This window comes from Novipirellula herctigrandis, assembly GCA_007859835.1.
Taxonomy (GTDB): Bacteria; Planctomycetota; Planctomycetia; order Pirellulales; family Pirellulaceae; genus Novipirellula_A; species Novipirellula_A herctigrandis.
Genome location: SJPJ01000001.1, coordinates 6,268,807 through 6,291,798 on the forward strand (window position 1 = coordinate 6,268,807; position 22,992 = coordinate 6,291,798).

General features: G+C 53.4%; 21 protein-coding genes. 10 read left to right on the top strand and 11 right to left on the bottom strand.

Annotated elements, in window-relative coordinates; all coding sequences use genetic code 11:
• Positions 1-25: 25 nt before the first annotated feature.
• From rpsM to CA13_RS22980, 4 genes are all read right to left on the bottom strand, one after another.
• On the bottom strand, positions 26-397 hold the full coding sequence (gene rpsM / locus CA13_RS22965) for a 30S ribosomal protein S13 (RefSeq protein ID WP_146403845.1): 372 nt from the start codon (positions 395-397) through the stop codon (positions 26-28).
• 148 nt (positions 398-545) lie between these two features.
• Positions 546-1,073 (bottom strand): dihydrofolate reductase, encoded by a 528-nt coding sequence (locus CA13_RS22970; RefSeq protein WP_146400652.1) that lies wholly within the window; start codon positions 1,071-1,073, stop codon positions 546-548.
• Positions 1,070-1,864: a thymidylate synthase gene (locus CA13_RS22975; protein ID WP_146400654.1), complete on the bottom strand. Its 795-nt coding sequence runs from the start codon at positions 1,862-1,864 to the stop codon at positions 1,070-1,072. Before CA13_RS22975 ends, CA13_RS22970 begins: the two co-directional genes overlap by 4 nt.
• A gap of 3 nt (positions 1,865-1,867) precedes the next feature.
• Positions 1,868-3,175, bottom strand: coding sequence for a cytochrome c (locus tag CA13_RS22980; RefSeq protein ID WP_146400656.1), 1,308 nt, complete (start codon positions 3,173-3,175; stop codon positions 1,868-1,870).
• Between the two features lie 299 nt (positions 3,176-3,474).
• Here CA13_RS22980 and CA13_RS22985 point away from each other — a divergent pair, with 299 nt between their 5' ends.
• From CA13_RS22985 to CA13_RS22995, 3 genes are all read left to right on the top strand, one after another.
• Positions 3,475-4,749 (top strand): pseudouridine synthase, encoded by a 1,275-nt coding sequence (locus CA13_RS22985; RefSeq protein ID WP_146400658.1) that lies wholly within the window; start codon positions 3,475-3,477, stop codon positions 4,747-4,749.
• 54 nt (positions 4,750-4,803) lie between these two features.
• Positions 4,804-5,721 carry a dihydroorotate dehydrogenase electron transfer subunit gene (locus tag CA13_RS22990; RefSeq protein WP_146400660.1) on the top strand — a complete coding sequence of 306 codons (918 nt, stop codon included), beginning with the start codon at positions 4,804-4,806 and terminating at the stop codon, positions 5,719-5,721.
• An 83-nt stretch (positions 5,722-5,804) separates the two neighbouring features.
• Complete coding sequence (locus CA13_RS22995; RefSeq protein ID WP_146400662.1) at positions 5,805-6,866, top strand: Kelch repeat-containing protein; 1,062 nt, start codon at positions 5,805-5,807, stop codon at positions 6,864-6,866.
• Positions 6,867-6,987: 121 nt separating this feature from the next.
• On the opposite strand, the gene CA13_RS23000 is transcribed toward CA13_RS22995, so the two are convergent.
• Positions 6,988-7,863: a hypothetical protein gene (locus CA13_RS23000; protein ID WP_146400664.1), complete on the bottom strand. Its 876-nt coding sequence runs from the start codon at positions 7,861-7,863 to the stop codon at positions 6,988-6,990.
• Between the two features lie 412 nt (positions 7,864-8,275).
• Here CA13_RS23000 and CA13_RS23005 point away from each other — a divergent pair, with 412 nt between their 5' ends.
• Positions 8,276-8,962, top strand: coding sequence for a hypothetical protein (locus CA13_RS23005; protein ID WP_419194720.1), 687 nt, complete (start codon positions 8,276-8,278; stop codon positions 8,960-8,962).
• 16 nt (positions 8,963-8,978) lie between these two features.
• Here the strand turns inward: CA13_RS23005 and CA13_RS23010 are convergent, their stop codons facing one another.
• Together CA13_RS23010 and CA13_RS23015 are read right to left on the bottom strand one after the other, a co-directional pair.
• Positions 8,979-9,560, bottom strand: a complete 582-nt coding sequence (locus tag CA13_RS23010; protein WP_146400666.1) for a hypothetical protein — start codon at positions 9,558-9,560, stop codon at positions 8,979-8,981.
• Positions 9,561-9,689: 129 nt separating this feature from the next.
• Entirely contained in the window at positions 9,690-10,679 is a 990-nt protein-coding gene (locus CA13_RS23015; RefSeq protein WP_473087481.1) for an ATP-dependent 6-phosphofructokinase, read from the bottom strand.
• Between the two features lie 317 nt (positions 10,680-10,996).
• Here CA13_RS23015 and CA13_RS23020 point away from each other — a divergent pair, with 317 nt between their 5' ends.
• Positions 10,997-13,000 carry a hypothetical protein gene (locus CA13_RS23020; RefSeq protein WP_146400670.1) on the top strand — a complete coding sequence of 668 codons (2,004 nt, stop codon included), beginning with the start codon at positions 10,997-10,999 and terminating at the stop codon, positions 12,998-13,000.
• A gap of 83 nt (positions 13,001-13,083) precedes the next feature.
• Here the strand turns inward: CA13_RS23020 and CA13_RS23025 are convergent, their stop codons facing one another.
• From CA13_RS23025 to CA13_RS23035, 3 genes are all read right to left on the bottom strand, one after another.
• Positions 13,084-13,512, bottom strand: coding sequence for a universal stress protein (locus CA13_RS23025; RefSeq protein WP_146400672.1), 429 nt, complete (start codon positions 13,510-13,512; stop codon positions 13,084-13,086).
• A 116-nt stretch (positions 13,513-13,628) separates the two neighbouring features.
• On the bottom strand, positions 13,629-14,480 hold the full coding sequence (locus CA13_RS23030) for a fumarylacetoacetate hydrolase family protein (RefSeq protein WP_146400674.1): 852 nt from the start codon (positions 14,478-14,480) through the stop codon (positions 13,629-13,631).
• Positions 14,481-14,497: 17 nt separating this feature from the next.
• Positions 14,498-15,787 carry a CCA tRNA nucleotidyltransferase gene (locus tag CA13_RS23035; RefSeq protein ID WP_146400676.1) on the bottom strand — a complete coding sequence of 430 codons (1,290 nt, stop codon included), beginning with the start codon at positions 15,785-15,787 and terminating at the stop codon, positions 14,498-14,500.
• A gap of 97 nt (positions 15,788-15,884) precedes the next feature.
• On the opposite strand from CA13_RS23035, the gene CA13_RS23040 reads away from it, so the two are divergent.
• On the top strand, positions 15,885-16,319 hold the full coding sequence (locus tag CA13_RS23040; protein ID WP_146400678.1) for an NUDIX hydrolase: 435 nt from the start codon (positions 15,885-15,887) through the stop codon (positions 16,317-16,319).
• Positions 16,320-16,439: 120 nt separating this feature from the next.
• Here the strand turns inward: CA13_RS23040 and CA13_RS23045 are convergent, their stop codons facing one another.
• Positions 16,440-19,292, bottom strand: coding sequence for a hypothetical protein (locus CA13_RS23045; protein WP_146400680.1), 2,853 nt, complete (start codon positions 19,290-19,292; stop codon positions 16,440-16,442).
• A gap of 392 nt (positions 19,293-19,684) precedes the next feature.
• Here CA13_RS23045 and CA13_RS23050 point away from each other — a divergent pair, with 392 nt between their 5' ends.
• The 4 genes from CA13_RS23050 (at position 19,685) to CA13_RS23065 (ending at position 22,933) form a co-directional block, all read left to right on the top strand.
• On the top strand, positions 19,685-20,635 hold the full coding sequence (locus tag CA13_RS23050) for a GDP-L-fucose synthase family protein (protein ID WP_146400682.1): 951 nt from the start codon (positions 19,685-19,687) through the stop codon (positions 20,633-20,635).
• A gap of 54 nt (positions 20,636-20,689) precedes the next feature.
• A complete protein-coding gene (gmd, locus tag CA13_RS23055) occupies positions 20,690-21,706 on the top strand; it encodes a GDP-mannose 4,6-dehydratase (protein WP_146400684.1) in 1,017 nt (338 codons plus the stop codon).
• Between the two features lie 88 nt (positions 21,707-21,794).
• On the top strand, positions 21,795-22,118 hold the full coding sequence (locus CA13_RS23060; RefSeq protein WP_146400686.1) for a co-chaperone GroES: 324 nt from the start codon (positions 21,795-21,797) through the stop codon (positions 22,116-22,118).
• Between the two features lie 11 nt (positions 22,119-22,129).
• On the top strand, positions 22,130-22,933 hold the full coding sequence (locus CA13_RS23065; RefSeq protein ID WP_146400688.1) for a segregation and condensation protein A: 804 nt from the start codon (positions 22,130-22,132) through the stop codon (positions 22,931-22,933).
• Positions 22,934-22,992: the final 59 nt, after the last annotated feature.

A 22,992-nucleotide genomic window follows, 5' to 3' on the forward strand; every position in this document is an offset into this window, starting at 1 on the left:
AAGCAAGAACGAACGAAGCAAACGCTTAACGCAAGTCCTTAACGCCCTTTTTACCGGCAACCGTCTTGCGAGGGCCTTTCCGGGTTCGTGCATTGGTCTTGGTACGTTGACCGCGCACTGGCAGACCGACGCGGTGCCGAATGCCGCGATAGCAGCGAACTTCGCGGAGTCGGTTAATATTTTGGGTAACCAAACGACGAAGGGGACCTTCGACGGTGTAGTCACGTTCAAGCAACGCTGCGATTCGGCTCAACTCTTCTTCGGTCAAATCGCTTGCTTTGCGACTGGGATCAATTCCAAGTTTGTCGCAAGCCTCACGAGCCGTATGCAAACCGATCCCATACAAATAGGTCAGCGAATACTGGATTTGCTTGTCGTTTGGTACGTCGACGCCCATCAAACGGGGCATAGCGGAACTCCTGAAGTATCTATCGAAAGGTGGACTTGCACGAAAAAGGGACGTTCATCCGAGCGGTCACGCTGCAAGGTGCATGAGGTGGCTTCGGTCAAGAATCCCGAACTATAGCGAACGGCCCCCGATTTGCTCAATGGGGACGCGGCGCGTTTTTTCCAGAAATTTTTCTTCGAAGCTTCATTAACTCCGTCGGGACATCATCTTTTGCAGATGCTGGGTACCTAGTTTGTTCGATTTGCTCAAATTCGGATAGGTCGATTGACAAAAATGTGTCCCCGGAAACCGCTGACCAGACGCGAGTGAGCCAAACTTCCTCACAAAAGGGCAATAATTGGCGATAAATTTCCGCTCCGCCAACCACAAAAACGGGTGAATCGTCCCCTGTAAGCCGGATCGCGTGTTCCGGATTGTCTGCTCGCGTTACGCCCTCGATTGACCAATCCGCGTTTCGTGTGATCACGATGGTCCGCCGTCCCGGTAATGGTCGCCCAATCGAATCAAACGTTCGGCGGCCCATAATTAACGTGCCGCCCATCGTTTGCCGCTTGAATCGTCGAAGGTCGCTGCTGAGCCGCCACGGCATATCGCCGTCTTTGCCGATCACCCCCGAGGGAGTCATCGCAACGAGCGCAATGAGCGGATGCTTTTGTCCACTCATACCGCTATGGGCGCCTTGATTCGCGGGTGCGGATCATAGTCCGTCAACTGAAAATCACTGTAGGCGAAGCCGTCGATCGATTCGGGGCTTGACAGGATTTCCATCTTTGGCAGCGGCTTGGGGTGCCGCGTCAATTGCTCGCGAGCTTGGTCGAAATGGTTTCGGTACAAATGAACATCACCAAGCGTGTGGACAAAATCACCCGGTTCTAGCCCGGTCACTTTTGCCATCATCATTGTCAACAGCGCGTAGCTAGCGATGTTGAACGGAACGCCCAGAAATAGGTCTGCACTCCGCTGGTAGAGTTGGCACGAAAGCTTGTTTCCTGCCACATAGAACTGGAACAACAAGTGACACGGCGGCAACGCCATCTTTTCGACTTGGGCGACGTTCCAAGCCGATACAACCAACCTTCGTGATTGTGGATTTTGCACGATCTCCTTTTGGACCGACGCAATTTGGTCGACAGTCGATCCATCCTCCGTGGGCCAACTTCTCCATTGTTTCCCGTATACCGGGCCAAGGTCACCGTTGTCATCGGCCCATTCGTCCCAGATCGTGACGCCGTTTTCCTGGAGCCATTTGACGTTCGTGTCACCTCGCAAGAACCACAATAGCTCGTAGATGATCGATCGGAGGTGTAGTTTCTTGGTCGTCAGCAGCGGAAAACCTTCGCTGAGGTCAAATCGCATTTGGCGGCCAAAGAGCCCGCGGGTCCCAACGCCGGTACGGTCGTCACGGTCGAGTCCGTGGTTGAGGACTTCATCGAGAAGTTGTAGATAAGTTCGCATGGATTAGGGATTCACAGCCTCGGTGATTTCAGGGTCCGTGGAAGTATCATGATCGGTCGTTTGGAGCGATCGGATGAAGTTGATTAGATGCCAAACGTCTGCCTCTTCAAACTCCCCGTCAACAAACGTCGCAGCGGGCATCGGTGTTCCATCGATGCCTTGCGTGATTCGGCGATACAGGTCTTCGGATTCGGATCCGCCATGGAAAATGCCTTCGGCAAAGTTTCGTGGTATCGCATTGATCGGCGGCAACGCGCCTCGAGCCAATAGGGGCACTAGTGTGTCTCGTTCTTCGGGTTTCAGCCCGATTCTCGAAGTCCAGTCCTTGGTCCAATCGTCATAGTCGGTCGTTTGCCCGTTGCCGAGTCCTTTTTCGCCATGGCATTTGCTACACGAAGCAATCTTGCCGACGAAAAACGCTTGTCCTTTCTCGACGGACGATTTCATTGCTTCCGCTTGCTCGCCTTGAAGCATTTCGGTGTATTCTTTGTAAGAACCGGCGACCGGCAAGTCGGCGGGGGGATCAGGAACCTCAATCGTTTCCTCTTCCGCTTCAAGCCATGAATCAGCGATCGAGCTTGCTGTATCCACCGCGTATCCCCACTGCTCGTCGAAGGTTTCTTTGTCTTCTTCGCTGGAACTATTGGCTAATTCGGAGTTGATAATCCGCTCACCAGCTTCAATATCCAGGTCATAAATCGCATCATCGATCAGCGATCGCTCCAACTCGCCTCGCCATGACAGAAAGATCACATAGTCGGTCAAGGCTTGGACATCTTCCTCGGACAGTTCCGCGATTTTGTTCATCGCGGTCCCAGCAATCCCGTTGCGAATCGCACGAGCAAGGTCTTCACGTGCCGGTTTTGCGCCAAGAGGTGTTGACTTGAATTTGAAAATGCCCATTCGGTAGTCGCGTGGGTACGGATTCAAAATTGCTGCGGTCGTTCCTCGGCCGTTGCCGGTTAATCCGTGGCAGAGTGAACAATGTTTGCGATAAAGCCCGCGGCCTTCTTCGTCCGGCGCGCCGGATGCCCGAATCAGACGATCGATCGAAACAAGTCCAATGTCGGCGGGGGTGTCGCCTTCGACGCTCAGGCTTGGAATTTTCGGTTCATTCGGTGTGCCGAACATTTCCGTCACAACCCAATTGGCATCTTCGGACGCCTGGTCCATCGAAAAGCCTTCCTGGATCTCGTATTTCATCGCATGGACGATGTTGGGCTCATAGGCAACGGGCGCCTGCTCTCGACAGCCTGAAAGTCCGGCACAAACAAGTGTGGCAAAGCCGAGCGGGAAATAGGATCGAAACATGGCGGTTCCTGGGTGGTGCTATTGTGTTCACCGGTCCGGTCTTGCGTCTATCTGGGCAAGTTGGAGTCCGGAATTCCAGCGCTACGACATACATCGATTCGCAACGCCGACGATGCAAAATGGCTGCGCATTAGCATAGCGTTACACACCTCAGTTTAGAAACCATGAATGCCTCGATTTCACAACGTTGGTCGTCGTAATCGCCACGTTTAGCCTTCAACCGCAGGCGCCCGCATCACAAGCCGGTTCCGCTGTGGTACGTTTTAAGGCTAGGTCACTATCGATTCTCGAGAACACACATGCCACGCCGCTCTTCCAAGAAATCCGCTTCCAAACCCAAGCCAACGCGTCCGCTCAGCGATGGGGACAAGCCCGTTCGGCTCCAACGTCTGTTGGCGTCTGCCGGCTTTGGCAGCCGCCGAATGTGCGAAGAGATGATTGTGGAAGGCCGCGTCCACGTCAACGGAGCGGTCGTCGACAAGCTCGGAACCTCGGTCGACCCGAAAACGTCAAAAATTCTTGTCGATGGCAACGCTCTTCGATCGCAAAAACTCGTTTACTATGCGGTCAACAAGCCGACGGGTGTGGTGACGACCAATTCGGATCCCGAGGGGCGTCCGCGAGTTATCGATTTGGTTCCGCCGACCGAAAGAGTCTTCCCGGTTGGACGTCTCGATCGTAGCAGCGAAGGTTTGATCTTGCTGACCAACGATGGTGAACTTGGTCAAAAATTGGCTCATCCCAAATACCAGATTCGCAAAGTTTACCGCGTCACCGTGGCGGGAAAAGTTGGCCCCGAAGCGATGCGGTCGATGCAAAAGGGAATGTTCATCGCCGAAGGCTACGTGAAGGTCGAAGGGGCTAAAATCTTAAAGGCTCGTCCGAAAGCGACTGAGTTAGAGATTACGCTTCAAGAGGGTAAAAACCGCGAAATCCGCCGCGTCCTCGCGCGACTCGGCCACAAAGTCCAACAACTTCGTCGTATCGCGATTGGCCCGCTTCGGCTCGGTGAAATGCCGGCTGGTTCCTACCGTGTTTTGACTCACCAAGAAATACAGAAACTGCACGTTGCAGCGGAGGCATCCAAAAAGGCTGCCGAGGCGAGGCCATCAGGCCCTTCACGTTCTAAAAAGGCTTCGAAGAAAACAGCCGGACGTGGTCGACCTGCCGGTGCTGCGAAATCCGCTGGCCGCGGAAAGACAGCCGGTCGAACGAAGGCGACCAAATCAACTCCCTCGGGAAAGGTTCAATCCGGCCGACTTCAAATCAAGGGACTGCCCAGCTACAAACCCAAATCCGAAGGGGGCGTAGTGATCGGTGGCGAAGAGTCACAGCCGAAATCCGATAAGCCAGCAAAGAAGAAGTCCGCAGGAAAGCGAACTTCCGGAAAACGGGCTACAGGAAAACGGGCCACAGGAAAACGGACTACAGGAAAACGGGCCACAGGAAACAAGGCCACGGGAAACAAGGCCACAGGAAGCAAGGCCACAGGAAAACGGGGATCGAATGCATCGGCTCGTAAGTCGTCCTCCCGACCTAGTCGGAATCAGGCGAACAAGAAACGAGGTCGTTAGTTCCGCCAATGCCAAAAGAATCGCTTATTACATCAGCCAAACATGCAGCCAAATATGCCCTCTGAATCGCACGCTTCGAAGCTACACGCCGCACACTATGCCGATCGAATGAAGCAAATTCATACGACGGTCGAACAAAACGAATTGGTTGGCGAGAACACCTTTCGGCTGCGAATTGCGGCAAAGCCAATCGCCGCAATGGTAGTCCCTGGCCAATTTGTGATGATTCGTCTGGCAGGAACTAACGCACCGCTGATCGGCCGCGCTTTGGCTGTCTACGATGTCGTTCGCGATGCAAACGGTGAACCTACTTGGATCGATTTGGTATACCTTCGCAAGGGTGTCATGACCCGCGCTTTGTCAGCATCCGCCCTGGGAACTGCGATCACCGTTTGGGGACCACTCGGTAACGGGTTCAATAACGAAAGCTGCGACCGATTGATCATGGCGGTTGGTGGCATTGGTCAAACTCCGATGCTAACGCTTGGACGCGAAGCAGTTGGGACCGAAACGTATGGCGATCCGGCAAGAGCGAATCGATGGAGCGAGAACGTCGAGTTGATTTACGGCGCGAGACGAAAATCGCTGCTGGCCGGAGTCGACGACTTCCGCTCCGCTGGATTCGACGTCACGCTTTGTACCGATGATGGTTCCGAAGGTGTCAAGGAATTGGTTCCGAATGTCTTGGCTGCACGATTGGCCGAGTTGCCTGCGGGAGAGCGGGTGCGCGTCGCGACGTGCGGTCCCGAGATCATGATGGAAAAGGTTGCCGAGGTTTGCAAAGCTGCGGATCAGTCGGAATCGGAGCCATCGGTGACGTGCGATGTTTCGATGGAAACGCCGATGGCGTGTGGCATTGGAATTTGCTTTTCCTGTGTCGCAAAAATTCGCCAAGATGGTCCCGAACAATGGGACTATAAACGAACTTGTGTCGAAGGCCCGATCTTTAACGCAAAAGACATTTGTTGGTAGACGCCGGTTGTTCTAATTTGGTGCCCCCGGGCGACCATCGCAACGGTCTCCCTCACAAAAGTGAACCATGAGCAAAGTGAATCATGAGCTCTGAGGAAAGATCCAATAATTTGGCTTTCGTGGCGGCCGTCTTTTTCGTTGTAGCATGCTTCGGATCGATGGTAGTGAACGCTGATCAGGGGCAATCGCTGGCACCAGCCGAAGCGATGACTCATTGGCAATGGAAGACCGTCGATACCATGGGCGAGCCTACGGGAAGGCACGAAACGTCGCTGGTTCGTCTCGGTGGGAAGTTCTATTTAATCGGTGGACGAGAATCCCGCCAAGTCGATCGTTTTGATCCCCTGTCGAGTACTTGGGACAAGATGAGCGTGACGACGCCGCTGATTCACCATTTCCAACCAGTCGTTTGGGACGACAAGATTTACATGGTCGGGGCGATGACAGGTAACTACCCAACCGAACCGCCGATGGATCGAGTTCAAATCTATGATCCTGTGAAAGATGTTTGGAGCGAAGGGGACGCGATTCCCAAGCTACGGCGACGCGGCGGTGCGGGGACGGCCGTGTACAACGGCAAAATCTACATCGCTTGCGGAATCACCGACGGTCACACTCGCGGCACGAATAATTGGTTTGACGAGTATGATCCCGCGACGGGAGTTTGGACGAAACTTCCTGATGCTCCTCATATTCGTGACCATTTTCATGCCGTGGTTCTGGACGACAAGTTCTATTGCATTGGTGGTCGCAATACGAGCTTACACAAGCCGACCTTTGGCGCGTTTTTTGGTGCGGTTGAAACTGCGGTCGACATCTACGATTTTAAAACCAAATCGTGGTCCACGTTAAATCAAGCACCACTGCCCGTTGGAACCGCCGCAGCAGGCGTGGCCGTCATCGACGATCGGATTGTCTATTTCGGTGGCGAAACGGCTGAGACAGCTGTTCCCATGACGTGGATACTCGATCCGACCGAACCGAAATGGACGCGATTGGCCAATTTGCAACAGGGGCGACACGGTAGCCAAGCGGTGGTCTACGACGGTCGCATCTACATTGCTGCGGGAAGCCCCAAGCGAGGTGGCGGCAAACTCCGAAGTATCGAAGTCTTTTCGGAGCCCAGTGAGGGCTCGCGGCCTTAGTCGAAACGGGGCTCAAGCGAAACAGACCCTCGAAAACGGGTCGTAAGCGAGAATGCACGAGCGGGGATCCGCGTCGGCTTTCGCTCTGAGAGAAAGTCGACCACAAGAGATCACTTGTTCGTTATCGGTAAAACGAACCTGAGTTGCTTGTCGGCGTCGAGGAGCCACTGCCGGGATAAGCGGATGCTTTGCCTGTGCTGCCGGGCATGTATCCGCCTCCGCTGCTACTAGGCGTTGTCGACATGGCTGGCGGTGTGTAGCTAGGTGTTGTATTGGCGGTCCCCATTCCAGCGTCAAGTCCAGGCAAGTTTGAAACGGCCGCTGTTCTTGCTTCGGCAACGGGTGCTGCTGCGGTCGTGGCAATTTCGGTCTTCATCGAGTCGGGCAGTGTGAAACCACCTAAGCCTGAACTGGGTGTGGCTGGCTCGCTAGTTTTCGATGCCGCCAGCGATGGGGGAGCGTACGAAGCCGGTGACGTATAGCCGGACATGCTTGGTACACTAGGCGTTGACGCGCCGGTAGGTGAGCCTTGTGCGGAAGGGGCCGTCAAGCCGCCGCTGAGTTTGGCGTAGTTATTTGTTGAGTTGCCTAAAGCAGGATTCGAAGCACTCGATTCGGGCAGCGTTGTTTTCGGCGTGAATGTCTTTTTGCCAAATTGGTAACCCGATGTAGTTGCGCCGGTCGGGTTGGTGCTGGCGTACGAGGCTGATTTTGATCCTCCGGTGAAGCCATTGGCTTCGGCCGCAGACATGTTCGCGGATGCTGGAACCGCGTAACCGGGCGAAATGCCTAGGCTTGCGATTTGATCTTGTTGGGAGTTGATGCCGGGGATTTCAGGTTTGATCGTGCTTCCTGCGGTACCACCCGCGACCGATGCGATCGCTTCGGGAGTCGCGGATGCACTAGGCGGCGCCGGGTAGGTGGTCGTTGGGCCCGCGCCGGCTAAGGCTTCGGCCGACGGTTCGCTTCGCCGTGCGAACATGCTGAACGGACGCATGCTGCTTCGGCATCCCATTGACGTGCAGGTAACAGCTAAGCAAGTCGTTATGAGAAAACGAATTGCGAACACGTTTTGGTTTTTCGAAAGTTTTGTGTGCATCCCTGCCTACCTCGAACCATTAGATTCTGAACCAACGCTATCCTTTGCGTTTGTTCAGGTGTTTTGTCAAGCCAAGTCGATCTAGAACGAAAACAATGGCTGAATTGACTCATTGAAAGCGAAATCTCGACTCCATTTGGGACCCTATGAATTGCGATCGATGGCTGTCAATGCCAGTTCTGTTACGTTTTTCCAAAGCACGATAGCAAACGTTCGCGCCGCAGCATTTCGCTTGTCTCTCTCCGCCCGGCTGTGTTAAAGATGCCACCAGGGAATGCAGTACGTCACACCTTCATCTTGGACGAAACTCTTGGCTCGATTAGGCATTTTGATGTTTGCGTTGATCGTCTTGATTGGCGGTCGAGATGCGTTTGCTCAATTACCGGATGGTTTGACTCGATCGCGGTGGGCGATGGACGACCCGATCTATGCGGAGAAGTACGCCCGCGGTGCGGAAAAGACCAATATCGCTGGCAAAATTAAACAAGCCGCCGATGCACGGTTCGTCAGGGAATCGTACGGTTTCTATGGCTCTGCGGGGATGAGTTCGTTCGGCGATGGTGGCAATCCCATGGCCAGTGCCGAAGCGGGCGTGACGGGATACTGGACCAGCTATTTCACTAACCGAATCGGCGCAGTCGCAGCAGCGAATGACGACGACGTCTATTTAGGTGTCGAAACGGGCATTCGTTTACAGGCACCAACCCGCTTGGCACCGTTTGTTGGTTTGGGGCTGTTTGCCGGGTATGCCGAAGAAACGCGGTTGGCCGATAACGATGGCGTCGACAACGATGACAATGGATGGATTGATGAACGAGGCGAAGAGGAAGACCATTTCAGCGGCGCACTCGCGGCAGTTTATCCCGAAATCGGTGTCCATTTTTGGTGGACCCCGAAAGTGCGGTTGAGTGTTTTTGCACGCGAATTGGTCACCACCGAGGGACGCGATTCGGACTCGACCTATTTCGGCGGTACCATTGGTATTTTCTCTCGATGAGGAAAGGCAAACGCACTTACCTCGACGCTGCTTCGATCAAATCCAACTTCTTTTGCGTCGTAGGGAACTGAACTGCAATCGCCGCGACACAGACGATGATGACGCACAAGTGAATCAACGGCTGACCATCGATCAACATCAAAACCGCATTCAATACCGCTGCTCCTTCCGGAATCGCCATGCCGACGATACTCATGGCGGACGAAGCGCTAAGTAACTGAGTGACCGCGTGAGTCAGGGGCACGTTTTCGTCGACTGGTCGCTGGACGCTTTCGTTACAAGCAGCAAACTTGTTGATCGCCGTTTGACGTAGCATTCGCGTTAGCACAAGCGAGACGACAATCGCTCCGACACCGAACGTGACGCCTACCATTGGCAACACATAGTCACCTAATCCCGCGGGCATCGCATCGGGTGGTCGCTCTGCCAACGGTTCCGATGTGAAGGACATATAACCAAGGATCGCAGTGATCAACACAGTCCCTTGGATCAGCGCGAACCAAATGATTTGATTCGTACGGACGAATCCACGAAGTTGATCGGGCGACGATGCCGCCGCTTCGCGATTCAAGTATGGATTTCGCACAGGATCATTCATTTCTTCAACACCTTTCACCGATGGAAATCACTCGCGATCGAACTCATCATCCCTAAGCAAAGGACGTTCACGACGGGGATTGACCGCCGGATAGAACATGATGAAACGCAATAGAGGCTTCGCTCGATCCTAATTTGACATGCGATCCAAAAGATCGATCAATTCCGAAGGCAGCGGCTTGTGTTGTGCGAAGGTATCCGCAAGCGGTGTCAAAACGCATCGGCTATTGATCTCGCCTGCCATCACTCCCGTAGCACCTAAGTCGAGCGACTTGACGGCAAAATCGCCGAGCCTTGTGGCGAGCATCCGATCATCAGGCGTTGGTGAGCCACCACGTTGAATGTGCCCGAGAATGGTTGCACGAGTTGAAAAGGTACACTTTGCGTCATCTAGTTTCTTTTGCAGGATGGTCGCACCTCCTTCTTCATCGCCTTCAGCCACGACCCCGATGATCGATTTCTTTCCTGTCTTTTGAAGCTGTTCAAGATGTCGAACAATTCCAGGTATATCCGTCGGCGTTTCGGGGACGCAGGCGAATTCTGCGCCGCCCGCTAGCGCGGTGTAGAGTGCCAAGAAGCCGCTGTGGCGTCCCATCACTTCGAGCAAGAACAGTCGCTGATGGCTCTCGGCGGTATCACGCAATTTGTCAATTGCCTCGACACCCGTTGCGACGGCGGTTGAAAAGCCAATCGTATAATCGGTGCCGAGCAAGTCGTTGTCGATGGTTCCAGGACAACCCACAACACGGCCCTCCCATCGTTTGATTAATTCGGCTGCACCCCGAAACGTTCCGTTGCCACCGATGGGAACCAGTGCATCGATTCCGTGTTTCTTTAAATTGCGGACCGCTTTGAGCATCCCGTCTTCGGTCAGAAAAGCAGGACAGCGGGCACTTCGCAGAATCGTTCCTCCGCGTTGGACGATGTTCGAGACGCTGCGAGCGGTCATTCGAGGCTCGCCTGCAGAATTGACGTAGAAATTCTCGTCGATCAAACCTTGGTAGCCACGGTTGATCCCCACAACTTCGTGTCCCATGGATGTCGCGCAGCGAACCGCTGCTCGAACACAAGCGTTCATCCCCGGAGCATCCCCGCCGCTACAAAAAACACCGATACGCACAACTATGTCTCACAAAAAAAGCCAAGTGGATTGAGTGGTCTTGAAGGCATTATGTTAACGCGAGCAGCCAAAGCGGCAACACGTAGGCGAGTTTTTGAAAATCAGTCGATACGATCGCTTCTATGACGTGGCGGTTTAAGTCGCTGTGGTGAAACCTCGGTGCGACGAAAGGCCACGCAGTTGAATCGCAATGTTCTTGCCGTTTTTCACTGTTTCAGCGGTCAACCCTAAGCAGCAAGCCACGAAACGGTGGTCGCCATCCACTAGAATTGACGCACGTTGTTTCCAAACGCTTCCCAAAACAGCTTGCCACGTCCATGAAATCGATTCCCCGACTTACGACTTGGGTTTTGGGGCTGTTGTTGGTTGTGTTTGGTATTGGGGTTGTTCGCATGGCTTGGGCTTCACAAAGTGGATCCGAAGAATTCGCCACTTCGATTCATTCATTGTGCCAGTGGACGATTGGAATGATTTGGGATTGTCGAACGCCGGCTGAGAAGGAGCCTGATCAGCAGTTGGCATTTTGGAAGGCTAAGATCGATCGCGTTTTGGCGGAGCATCCTGATGATGCTGAACTTCACGCGGCAGCTGCGTTGATTCTCGATCAACCCAGCATGCTCTATGCGGCGAAGTTGGCATCGCAGACTTTAAAAGATACTGGTGGAGATACATTCCACTTTTCGAAACTGTTCTTTGATCGGCTTGACCAGTCGCAAGTTGCGTTTCAAGAGAACGCATCGAGACAAGTCCCCGAATTGACGGCGTTAGCGACCCAGATGGCTCCCGACGATCCGCGATGGTGGCGATTGAGAGCGATATTGCTGTGGCCACCACGAGAGGCTCCAGGCGATGACGAGGCTCGTGTTGCCGATTGGTTGGCCGTTCTCGACGAGGCAAGAGTTCATGACCCCGGCAACGCCCTGTATGACTTGTTGCAGATGCGGAGTCTCGAACTCCAGGCTCTTGATTTTGATTTTGATGACAAAGGTGATTTTTTTATCGTGGACCAACGGGCTTGGGATGCCGTTCTTGAATTGGCAAAGGGCATCGGCGAAGCACCCACGCTAACGCTCGGCGAACCCGGCATCGACGGACTGTTGCGGCTTCATGATTTAGCAGGCCATCCCAAAGCAACAACGATTGAATCACTGCGGGCAAGATTTGTCGCGGCGCGTGCAGCGAGTCATGCGTCTTTGGGGGCGAGGCAACTTTTGCGAATGGTTGAAATAAAAGGTGATTTGCCGAATCAAGACAATCGAAGGAGGTTGCTTGAACTCTCCGACGGGATCATGCAATTGGCATTGAATCGATCCGACGATTCCGTTCGATACAATGTTGGTATGGTTGCACCTATGCGAGTGTCCGTTCTTGAGAGCATACAAAAGAACGAATCGGAAAACGGACAGGTTTCCGCTGAAACGGCACGCCGCCTCGCAGAAGCTTTGGAGTGGAAATCACGGCTCGGGCAAGCCAATCGTAATGTTAGCAAGAACGATCTCTCAGCGTCAACGAAATTGGTTTCGCTCATCAGTCTCGATACCGTGTCGCTCATCAAACCCCTCCTGTTAGCCACGGTTTTTTTTACTTTCCTTTGGGCGATTCTTTCTCGCCAAGCCAGTCAGCTGAAAATGCAGATTTGGCCGATCGCAAGTCTTGGCGTCGGTGTCGGGTTGAGCTTTTTCTTTTTCGGATTGGGGCCAGCGGAGGTTGTTTCGGAGAAGGCTCAGCATTGGTGTTTCACGATCGGGTTGTGCGTGATGCTGCTCTCGTTGGGGGCAGGCGTTGCGTTTCGAATGCGATACCGATTTCAGTTTAGTATTCTTTCGTTGATGATTGCGAGCACGGTTGTCGCAGTCTTATTGCCGATCATTATTCATTGGCAACTCGGGTGGGAATCGATCGGCTTGCCCATCCAAGCCAATGCATCTTCGAACACGACACTCGATTTGGTCGGTCGACTAAACCCCTCGGCGTGGGAAGATTGGTTCCCGGGGCATGCGAAGCTTGCCGAAGCGATGACCCAGTGGAATGTCAACGACGGAGGCTATTGGGGAGTTGGGATCTTTGGCGTAATTGCGGCGGTCGTCTGTGTGTGGCGCAAAGATATCGCTGATTCGATCGGGACACTGACGGTCACATCGCTCGCGGCGTTTCTGCTTTCGATGGCGTGTTGGGCATACTGTGAGCCGACAAACTATGCTGGCTCGCGTGCGACTCAAATGCGGTTTGAAGGATACATCCGCAATGTTGACGACTTCTACGAACCGGTGAAAATCGAGATGCAACGCCTTGCAGAGGACGAGTCGCGTTCCGCGTTGTAGATAAGTGGAGTGTGCTGCATTGGAGCACATTTCGAAACACGCTTTCGCAGAGCGAAAAGCGGCGCGATTTGATTGGCAACATTCTAGGTTCGTAGCACAAGGACGGGGCAATGGGCGAGTCGTACAACTCGCTCTGCGACCGAACCAAGCAACATATGCTTAAAGAAACCATAACCATGTGAGGCAATTACGACTAAGTCCGCTGCTTCGGTTTCCGCATAGACAGCGATCTCGCGTCCAGGGTCACCGATGCGTACTGCGATTTGCACCTTGGCGTATTTTGCGTCCGACATCCGTTCGCGAAGTTGCCGCTCGACTTCGACGACGCGTTCTTCGTTCGAAACGCCCGCATACATCATGCCAGGATCAGCATAGTTGACCTCGGCTAACACATGGACGACATGTACCACGCCATCTTCCTCGGTGATCTCAAGAGCGCGATCAACCGACGCAATGGAAAAGTCACTAAAGTCAACCGGGGCAACTGCTTTTTTGGAATGTAGACCAGCCATGTTTGCACCTATCAATCAGGGAAGTGAGAGATTGAATCCGCTTCTAATATTATAGGTGCAAACGAACCACCGTTATAGTGTGCGGTGTCGCACGGAGCGAAAGGCGATATTCGTTGCTAATCATCGACACACGAGTTAGTAAGTGTTCCGATGCCCTCTATTTCGACACTACAAGTATCACCAGCCTTTAAGAACACGGGCGGCTTCCTGGCCACACCGACCCCAGGAGGAGTTCCGGTGAAAATCAAGTCGCCTGGTTTGAGCGTGACGATATTCGAAAGATGCGAGATGAGCTCGGGGATCGAGAAGATTAATTGCTCGGTTGTGCTCTCTTGCACGGTTTCGCCGTTGAGGTGCATTCGCACTCGTACTCGGCTTGGGTTTGGCATTTCCGCCGTGGTGACCAAGCAGGGGCCGACCGGAGCGAATGTGTCGAACGTTTTCCCCAACAGCCATTGGCCGCCGGGACGCCCTTTTTGCCAATCTCGTGCCGAGACATCGTGGCCACAGCTATACCCCATCACGTACTGCATCGCGTCATTCGGAGAAACCTGTTTTGCCTTCTTCCCGATCACCACGACCAACTCGGCTTCGTAGTCGACTTTTGTTGCGATCTTTGGAAGTCGAATCGCGTCGCCATGTCCAATAAGGGCTGTGTTGAATTTGCTAAAAACGACCGGTTCCGTCGGAATTTCCGATCCCGTTTCGAGCGCATGGTCACGATAGTTCAGGCCGATACAGATGATTTTGTCTGGATCAGCGATCGGTGGTAGTAACGTGGAGGGCGTCGTCAACCACTGGGATTCGGTTGGCGCAGGGAGGCTTTCTAGCCACTTGTTTCCGCGTGAAAAGAGTTGAGTTTGGTCGATCGGTTTACCAAGAAGCGTCGAAAGGGGACAGATTCGTTCGCGATCATAGATGGCGAATTGGGAATGACCGTTTTCGTCGGTGAATCGGCAAATTGCCATGTGGATGTTCCTTGGAGTTACGGTTGATCTGTTTTGTGAATCTTCGCTGCGTACTTGAGTGCTTCGTCTTTTGAATGCAGTTTGTTATCGAGCTGCAAGTCGCGGATTTGCTTCAGTATTTTGGCATAGGCAGGCCCTTTGGGGATGCCTTGTGATGCCAAGTCGCTCCCACCGATTAGCGGTTGAGGGTCGAGACGCTCGTTTGACCATCGCAACGCTTCGGTTGAAAGAGCAACTCCCTTGTTATTGGTTCCGGCAATCATGCGACTGACTTCGAGGATGATATTCGCATCTCGGTCAATCAGAATCGGTTGGATTTGGGACCAAGCCCTTTGATCCGCTTCGGCAATGATTGGCGCGAATCGAATCGCTGAATCCACTTGTCGGACTTCTACATTTGAAAGTCTCCAACGCCGCGTGATTGCCTTTAAATGTTTCCGCGGATGTTTGGTCGCAAACAGGAATCCGGCCAATGCTACGACGAAGGGGCGAGATTTTTTTATCGCGAAAAGCCGATGAAATTGTTCGCTGTTGATGTCTTCGATTTCGGGAAGGACGTGTGATCCAAGAGCAAGGGATGTGAGGTGATCGATGCCGTCGAGCACGTTTTCTGACATCATGGTGCGCCGCATTTCAACCCCCACGCGTTCACTGCTGACACTATCGATTTTGGCCGCGTTTTCTCGGATTGCCGCCGCAGTCGATGGGGCAATTGAAAAACCGAGTGTTGTAGTAAATCGGACGGCGCGGAGCATTCGCAGTTTGTCTTCGTCGAACCGCTGATTGGGCGAGCCGATCGTACGCAGGATTTTCTTGTCTAGGTCTTCCGTTCCGGAAACGTAGTCGACGATGATTGCTTCGGTCGGATCATAGAACAGTCCGTTAATCGTGAAATCGCGGCGCACCGCGTCTGCTTCGGCGGTGCCAAAATGGACACTATCGGGGCGACGTCCATCGGTGTAGGTCCCGTCACTTCGAAAGGTTGCCACTTCGATCGGTTGCAGTGGGATGGCTGCTCGTTGGCGTCGCTCTTTTGATGGCAACACGCCGATGACCCCAAAGCTAGCACCAAAGGCTAGCGTTTGACGCTTGCCAAAAACGGTTTGGATTGCATCGGGAACCGCATCGGTAGCGATGTCGTAATCCTTTGGCTTGTTGCCCAGTAACGCATCGCGGACGCAGCCACCGGCGAAGTAGGCAATGAATCCCGCTTCTCGCAGCCGATCGATGATCCGGATCGCTTCGGCGGCATCTTCATCGCTTTGGAAGTCAACGGGGAAATCGAATGGGGTGGTATTTGGTTTCAATGCGTTTATGTTGTTGGAGTCTTGGGCGAGGCTCGAATCATAGGCGGTTCGGTGAACTAAGATTGTGCCCGAGCGAGCCCTTGGTTAAAAGCACGCTATGAACAGGCAGCGACCGAAATTTCCGAAGAAGCGGGGTGTCGTGGGAGTGATCGTCCGCGATCAAAGGCTATTGACGATTCGTCGCTCGCTAACGGTTCCGGCACCGGGAAAGCTCTGTTTGCCGGGCGGCACCATTGAAAAAGGTGAAACCGAAGAGTTCGCACTGGTTCGCGAAATGCGAGAAGAATTGACCATCGATGTTTCGCCAATTCGATTGTGTTGGCGAAGTGTTACCCCTTGGGGAACGACCCTCGCATGGTGGCTAGCCTCGGTCGATGCGGACGTGATTCCGGTGGCGAATCCCGATGAAGTGGCCGAATTTCATTGGTTAACGAGTCGAGAAATTCGGAAAATGCGAAACATGCTGCCGAGTTTGCCCGAGTTTATTACCGCCATCGAATCGGGCAAAATCGAGTTGGAGGTAAGCTTCTAGGCTGGGTATTGGTGTCTCGAAGTTGGTGTTCAGGCTTTCGCCGCTTCTGTTTTAGGATCGCCTGGCTATCAGATTGTCTGGTCGGGCGACGCCGAAGCTTGGTTTCTAGCTCCGGATCGACTACGGTCTTGTCGCGATCCGGGCCGCTTCGGCTTCGCTTACCGCCATCGCCATCCATCCCTCACGAAGTTCCAATTGGCTGATCACCAAGTTGCTTGCCGCGGGATGGTGCTCGAGTGCAACGGCCGTCAACGGAAAGCCGTGCGTGGTCGACAACACTTTGTTGAAGATCGCTCGAATCGGCAATCGCTGTCGCATCGACAAGCTGGGGCCACTGATGCGCAAATGCCCGTCGCGAACCAAAGATGCTTTGAGTCCTTCCGCGTGCGGCACATAAGCACCACGAACGATAAAGCGACGAAGATCTAACGTATCGCCGCGAGTCAGTCGGACGATACGAAGCGTCAACCACATTTTGTTGTCTTCGATCTCGACAGTGATTGGCCGAGTCTTCGCAAATTGGATCATCACATCATCAGGAATGTCTTCTGGCAACGTCGATGGATCTTGGCCGAATAGTAACGCTCCTTGGTTGATCATGTCGCTAATCAGCAGCGGTTGATCGCGAGGCACCAATTGTTCAAGCATGTTGTTCATCGCTGATTGATGCACTTGAACACTCATCAAACTGTCGCGTAACGCTCGTGGCCTCGGCGTGAACGCGGCGATTTGCCAATCGCCTGCTAAGCGATAGCGAGCCAACAACCGCTCGGATGTTGTTTGCATGTCAACGACTTTCGGGTCGAGCCGAAGAGCACCGAGCGGACCAAGGACCACTTGGGCCAATTGGTCGGTTGATTGATTCAGTTTCGTTTGAACTTGCTCATCAATTTCGCTGCTGACTTGTTCCCGCAGTTTTGCGCTAGCAAGTCGATTGGTGACCGGTTTTTGCGAGTCATATCGTGAATGGGCGATACTGCGAACGAGTGGTCCGAGCAGCGGCCATCGATCATAATCGCTTTCGATGCCCCGCAATCGGGTCGAACCTTGGACGTCCACCCAAGATTCACCTTTGCGAATTCCGTTGGTGCTGATTTCGATTGGCGTCGTCGCGAAGAAGTTCGAATCTCCATCGGTCCTCACCGACACCGGACCCTGTGTTCCGAGCGAGCGTGTGTGAACATTGCCAAGCGTTTGCAGTTCAATTTGCCAGCGATCAGGGGTCGGTTTCAGCTGAATTTGTAGGCTGCTGTCAACTTGGCTGACGCCGGTCACTTGGCTACCAAGGATGGTTGTCCGCACGGGAACGGTTTTTGTATCCATCGAAGGCAACATGCGTTCTAGCAAACCTTCGCTCATCGCGACGCGGATGTTTGCGTTGCGATAGTACGTGTCGATGACGTTAGCGATTTCGACCGCTTGAGGGCTTTCGGCGTGCTGCAAGGTTTGAACTGCCTCAGCGATTTCGACCGAAACCGTATCAATTTCGTTTGCTTCTTGGTGCTCAATTTGATTTAGTAAACTGGCGTAGTCGACCGCCCCTCGCGTCCAAGGACGTACGGCATTAGCGAGTTGTTCGATCGCGTCATTGTCGAGCCAATCGCGATGCTCAGGGTGTAATCCGTGCCAACGTAGCCGTGATAGGAATCGTTTGGCCAGCATCGCACGGTTGTTGGTTTCAAACTCGTTTGCGGATCGTTCAAGTTCGTCGAGGAGCAAGTAACGGTTCCAGCCTTCGACATCCTGAGTTTCCGGCAGGATTTCACGAACCTGGGCAACGTATTGCTCCGCCTGCAAAAGAGTTTGAGGATCGATTTGCCCCAAGACTTGCTCGGTCTGGCCCGAAGAGGTTAGGTTCCAAACCGGTTTCCACACCGCCGCTCGACGTTCGACGGCGTAGCAGGCGTGGAGCCAGAGTATTTGCGCTTCGCGATCCGGCATTGCCTCGGCCGCGACGTGGCCCTCGACAAACAAACGTTTCAATTGGTCAAGCTTTTCGCCCGCGTCGGGGTGCCCCAATCGTGGTAGTCTTCGCAATTGGTCGAGCGTCGCTTGGACGCGGTGGATCCAATTGACCATTGTGGTGGTTTCGAACGTATGCGCGTCGGTGCCTGTTGCGAATTGTTCGAGTCCATTGAGTTGCTGATCAAGTTTGCTGGTCACGGGCCACCCGGCTGGACTGAATTGTGGCGACCGGTGAGTCGGTTCGTAGGTCCCTGCGGTTGGTTCTACCGGTGGCTGAGCAGGCGGCTGAGCAAGTGACTGAACTGGTCGTTGAGCAAGTGATTCTCCGTAGGAGTCCACCGCTGATGGTGGAGCATACGTTTCTAAGTAAACGTTGGTTTCGTCTTTCTTAATGTCTGGCTTCGTTCGCACAATGCGTTTGCCAAGCACGGAAATCGATTTGGGCAAAATGGAGTCATGCGTATTCGATTCGGTCGCATTGGTAAGAGACATCGAAGTGCCAATTGGCGTGATCGTCAGCGGCATCTGTGGCTGAAGTGTTGGCAAAGTCAACGATGGTGCTGATTGGTGCCCAGCTAACTCTTGAGTTTCGTTTCGGACCGGCGCAGGGACCGAAACAATGGGGCGGACATGATCGGCCGATGGATTGCCGCCGATTTCTCGCTCTAGGCGATCGGGGACTCGGAGCGCTCGTGAGCCATGTTCGGGGCGTTCGACAGCGACCGTGCTTTGTTTGGGTGGCGAAACCTGACGGTGCATCACCGCCACGCTAGTTTTGAGAGTTGAGCTTCCTCGCACTAAATCCCAGTGGTCGATTCGGACCGTCTCTTCGGCAATCGGGGTGATTTCAATTGCTTCGTCGCCAAAAGCCAACGTGATCGATTGTTTGGTTTGTGCGACCCACTGAATAAACGATTCATTGTTGCTGCCTAACCACGACAGGAGCATCACGATCACCGAAGCGGTGAGCGGCCAAAGAATGAGTGATTTTTTTACGTCCTTGAGCATCCCAGTCTCGACTTTATCTTTTGCGGGAGGGAGAAGATTAGAAGACGAGCCGAATCGAGGGTTCACCATCCATGGCAAATCGTTCGGGTCTTTGTACACTTGAATCGGCGTAGACGCCCCCTCGGGATGATTGATGGTGCCTTGTCCCAATAAATAGGTGGATACCCCTTAGAGTGCCTAATCCGCAAAGTTTGGAGTGGCGCGGCGATCAGCTGAAGTGAGTGATCGTCATGCCGAAAAGACTTCGGTTTGTAATGAAAATGTCGACGATTCGTCCTCGTCAGGGCCTTCTCGTCTCTTATCCGCTTGATCACCTCTGTCTATTTGGCATCATGCAACCAGAATCGACGCAGCGTAAAGATTGCTCCCCCAAAAAGGTTTTTGTTTAGCCCATGACTCGACTTTCTGGAAAAATTTACGTTGCCGGTCACCGTGGGATGGTGGGTTCAGCCGTTTGTCGCCGATTGGCAAACGAATCGTGCGAGGTTTTGACGGCCACGCGAGACGAATTGAATTTGACGGATCCTGATGCTGTCAGGCAATTTTACCGAGAACACAAGCCGGACGCGGTTATCTTCGCAGCGGCAAAAGTGGGCGGTGTGTTGGCGAACAACACGTTTCCGGTCGAGTTTTTGTCGGACAACGTAATGATGTCCGTCGCGTCGATTCAGGCCGCGTATGAAGCGGGAGTAGGGCGTTTTCTGTTTCTCGGCAGCACGTGTATCTATCCTCGCGATTGTGGCCAACCGATCGTCGAAGATTCGTTGCTGTCCGGTCCGCTCGAAAAAACGAACGAAGCTTACGCGTTAGCAAAAATTTGCGGTTTAAAATTGTGTGAATATTATCGCCGCCAACATGGGGTGCTTTTTCACAGCGCCATGCCCACCAATTTGTATGGTCCAGGTGACAACTACCATCCCGAACACAGTCACGTTTTGCCGGCCCTGATTCGTCGGTTTCATGAAGCGAATCAGGGTAACGATTCGGAAGTGGTGATTTGGGGGACGGGCACGCCTCGTCGCGAATTCCTGTACGTCGATGATTTGGCCGACGCGTTGGTTTTTCTTTTGAAACAATCCGATCCACCCGATTGGGTCAACGTCGGCACGGGGGTCGACTTGTCGATCCTCGAACTCGCTTCTCTGGTAGCACGGACGGTTGGTTATGCTGGGGACATCGTAACCGACCCTCATCGACCCGACGGCACGCCTGTCAAATGCACCGACATGTCGCGTTTGCATGCGATCGGTTGGAAGCACCGCGTCGAACTAACGGAAGGACTGAAAACCACGTACGAGCATTACCTCCGTGAAGTCGCTTCGGGTCAAGTCCGCTCGGTTTGACGGTTTTATCCCATTTGGCTTCCGCTTTACCCCTTTCTATAAAGACAGAACCGCATGACCAAGAATGCACTTATCACTGGAATTACCGGTCAAGACGGCAGCTACCTCGCGGAATTGCTTCTCCAAAAGGGGTATCAAGTCCACGGTTTGGTCCGCCGCAGCAGCACGTTTTCGACCGAGCGGATTGACCATATTTACCAAGACGTTCATGAGCATCCTAAGTTGCTTCTTCATTACGGTGATTTGACCGACGGACAAGCGCTTTCCAATTTGGTGCTAGAGATTGAGCCGGACGAGATCTACAACTTGGGGGCCCAAAGCCACGTTCGTGTTTCATTCGATCAGCCCATTTACACATTACAAACCATTGGAGTCGGAGCATTGAATGTGCTCGAAGCGGCTCGACTACTTAACAAGAAAAAAGAAGTTCGGGTTTATCAAGCGAGCAGTAGCGAGATGTACGGCGACGTCATGGCGGTACCGCAAAACGAGACGACGCCGTTTAATCCGCAGTCACCCTATGCGTGTGCGAAGGTTTACGCGTTTCACCAAACGGTCAATTATCGCCGCAGTTACGGGATGTTCGCCAGCAACGGGATTTTGTTCAACCATGAGTCCGAGCGACGTGGCGAGACCTTCGTGACTCGCAAAATCACCCGCGCGGCGGGGCGGATTAAGATGGGCATGCAAGAGAAGCTTTATCTTGGCAATCTGGATGCCAAACGCGATTGGGGTTACGCAAAAGATTACGTCGAGGGGATGTGGCGAATTCTACAACACAGCGCACCAGACGATTTTGTGCTCGCAACGGGACGAACCGAAACGGTGCGAGATTTCGCGAAGCTGGTTTTCCAGCAATTGGATATGAATTACGAGGATTACGTTGAAATCGATCCTCGTTATTTCCGACCCGCGGAAGTTGATTTGCTGCTCGGCGATCCCTCGAAAGCAAAGGAAAAATTGGGCTGGGTAGCGTCCACAAATTTCGAAGAATTGGCCCGAATCATGACCGAACACGATTTGGAAATCGCCAAACGGGAAGCTCACGCCAAGCGTTTCGTGCCCCACTAGATATCTGCTACCCTCGACGCGGCGCTCAATCGCGGTGAAAATAGGGCTGCGTAATTTATCCGTCGTTAACGAAAAAGTCAGGAAAACAATGGCCAAAAAAAGCTCGAACACGACTTTCGAGTTTGTCGAACCGATCGGCGATCGAGTGTTGGTCCGAAAAGACGAACCAAAACGCGAGACCCGAGGTGGGATTGCACTTCCGGACGCCGCTGAAATTCCAACCATCACCGGTCGCATCGTTACTATTAGTGCGGTGGTCGAAAACGACGAAGAATTACCGCTTCGCCAATACGACAAGATTCTATTTCACCCAAAAAACGCGATTCCGGTCGATTTGGAGCACGATAATCAACTCTTTGTCGTCCCCGTTGACGATGTCGTCGCTGTGTTTCGCAAGAAGAAACCCGAGTAGCCTGTAATCGGATGAGTTTTCGTATCGAATTGCCAGCCTATCGCGGACCATTGGATCTACTGCTGTACCTTGTGCGGCGGCAAGAGGTCTCGTTGTCGGAGATGTCCCTTTCCAAAATTGTCGAGCAATACCTTGAATATCTCGACATTTTGAAGGAATTGGATCTGGGGGACGTGGGCGATTTCATTGACTTGGCCAGCACGCTGGTCGAGATGAAAAGCTTGGCGGTTTTGCCAAAAGTAGTCGATGAATCCGAAGAAGAGGAAATCGTTGATCCGCAAGTGGAGCTGGTCGAGCGACTCCTTCAGTACAAGGAAATCCGCGACGCAGCAGAAATCTTGGACGAAATGGGCCAACGTTGGCAACAGCGATACCAACGAATGAGCGATGATCTGCCCTCGCGTCGAATCGATCCTGGCGACCAACCGATCGTCGATTTGGAGATTTGGGACCTAGTCAGTGCGTTCGGCCGGATCATGCGTGAATCGGCCGGTCCGCCGGTGACTGAGGTGATCTATGACGACACGCCGATCCACGTCTATATGCAGAAAATCCATACACGGTTGCGAGACACCGAGAAGGTGACGTTAATGGATTTGGTCACCGGTGGCATTCACAAATCGTCACTCATCGGATGGTTCTTGGCGACGCTCGAATTGACGCGGCATCACGGCGCCGCCGTCGAGCAGGACGAAAACGGTGAGATCGTTGTGGTCCGAACCGGAACGTATAGCGAACAGTTGGATGTCAATGAAGTCGACAACTACGGTGCCGCCAAGATCGAAGCGAGCAACATGCCAATCCGAATGCGATAGCCGTCGCTCGATACGAAAAGTCGCCCGGTACAAAGTCGCCCGGTACATTGACTCGCTCA

Coding starts and splice junctions, on each gene's coding strand:
- CA13_RS23000 (WP_146400664.1), bottom strand. CDS start 7,863: ATGCGTCCGTTCAGCATGTTCGCACGGCGAAGCGAACCGTCGGCCGAA.
- CA13_RS23065 (WP_146400688.1), top strand. CDS start 22,130: ATGAGTTTTCGTATCGAATTGCCAGCCTATCGCGGACCATTGGATCTA.
- CA13_RS23020 (WP_146400670.1), top strand. CDS start 10,997: ATGAAATCGATTCCCCGACTTACGACTTGGGTTTTGGGGCTGTTGTTG.
- CA13_RS23010 (WP_146400666.1), bottom strand. CDS start 9,560: ATGAATGATCCTGTGCGAAATCCATACTTGAATCGCGAAGCGGCGGCA.
- CA13_RS22970 (WP_146400652.1), bottom strand. CDS start 1,073: ATGAGTGGACAAAAGCATCCGCTCATTGCGCTCGTTGCGATGACTCCC.
- CA13_RS22990 (WP_146400660.1), top strand. CDS start 4,804: ATGCCCTCTGAATCGCACGCTTCGAAGCTACACGCCGCACACTATGCC.
- CA13_RS22980 (WP_146400656.1), bottom strand. CDS start 3,175: ATGTTTCGATCCTATTTCCCGCTCGGCTTTGCCACACTTGTTTGTGCC.
- CA13_RS23045 (WP_146400680.1), bottom strand. CDS start 19,292: ATGCTCAAGGACGTAAAAAAATCACTCATTCTTTGGCCGCTCACCGCT.
- CA13_RS23030 (WP_146400674.1), bottom strand. CDS start 14,480: ATGGCAATTTGCCGATTCACCGACGAAAACGGTCATTCCCAATTCGCC.
- CA13_RS23040 (WP_146400678.1), top strand. CDS start 15,885: ATGAACAGGCAGCGACCGAAATTTCCGAAGAAGCGGGGTGTCGTGGGA.
- CA13_RS22995 (WP_146400662.1), top strand. CDS start 5,805: ATGAGCTCTGAGGAAAGATCCAATAATTTGGCTTTCGTGGCGGCCGTC.
- CA13_RS23025 (WP_146400672.1), bottom strand. CDS start 13,512: ATGGCTGGTCTACATTCCAAAAAAGCAGTTGCCCCGGTTGACTTTAGT.
- CA13_RS23050 (WP_146400682.1), top strand. CDS start 19,685: ATGACTCGACTTTCTGGAAAAATTTACGTTGCCGGTCACCGTGGGATG.
- CA13_RS23060 (WP_146400686.1), top strand. CDS start 21,795: ATGGCCAAAAAAAGCTCGAACACGACTTTCGAGTTTGTCGAACCGATC.
- rpsM (WP_146403845.1), bottom strand. CDS start 397: ATGGGCGTCGACGTACCAAACGACAAGCAAATCCAGTATTCGCTGACC.
- CA13_RS22985 (WP_146400658.1), top strand. CDS start 3,475: ATGCCACGCCGCTCTTCCAAGAAATCCGCTTCCAAACCCAAGCCAACG.
- gmd (WP_146400684.1), top strand. CDS start 20,690: ATGACCAAGAATGCACTTATCACTGGAATTACCGGTCAAGACGGCAGC.
- CA13_RS22975 (WP_146400654.1), bottom strand. CDS start 1,864: ATGCGAACTTATCTACAACTTCTCGATGAAGTCCTCAACCACGGACTC.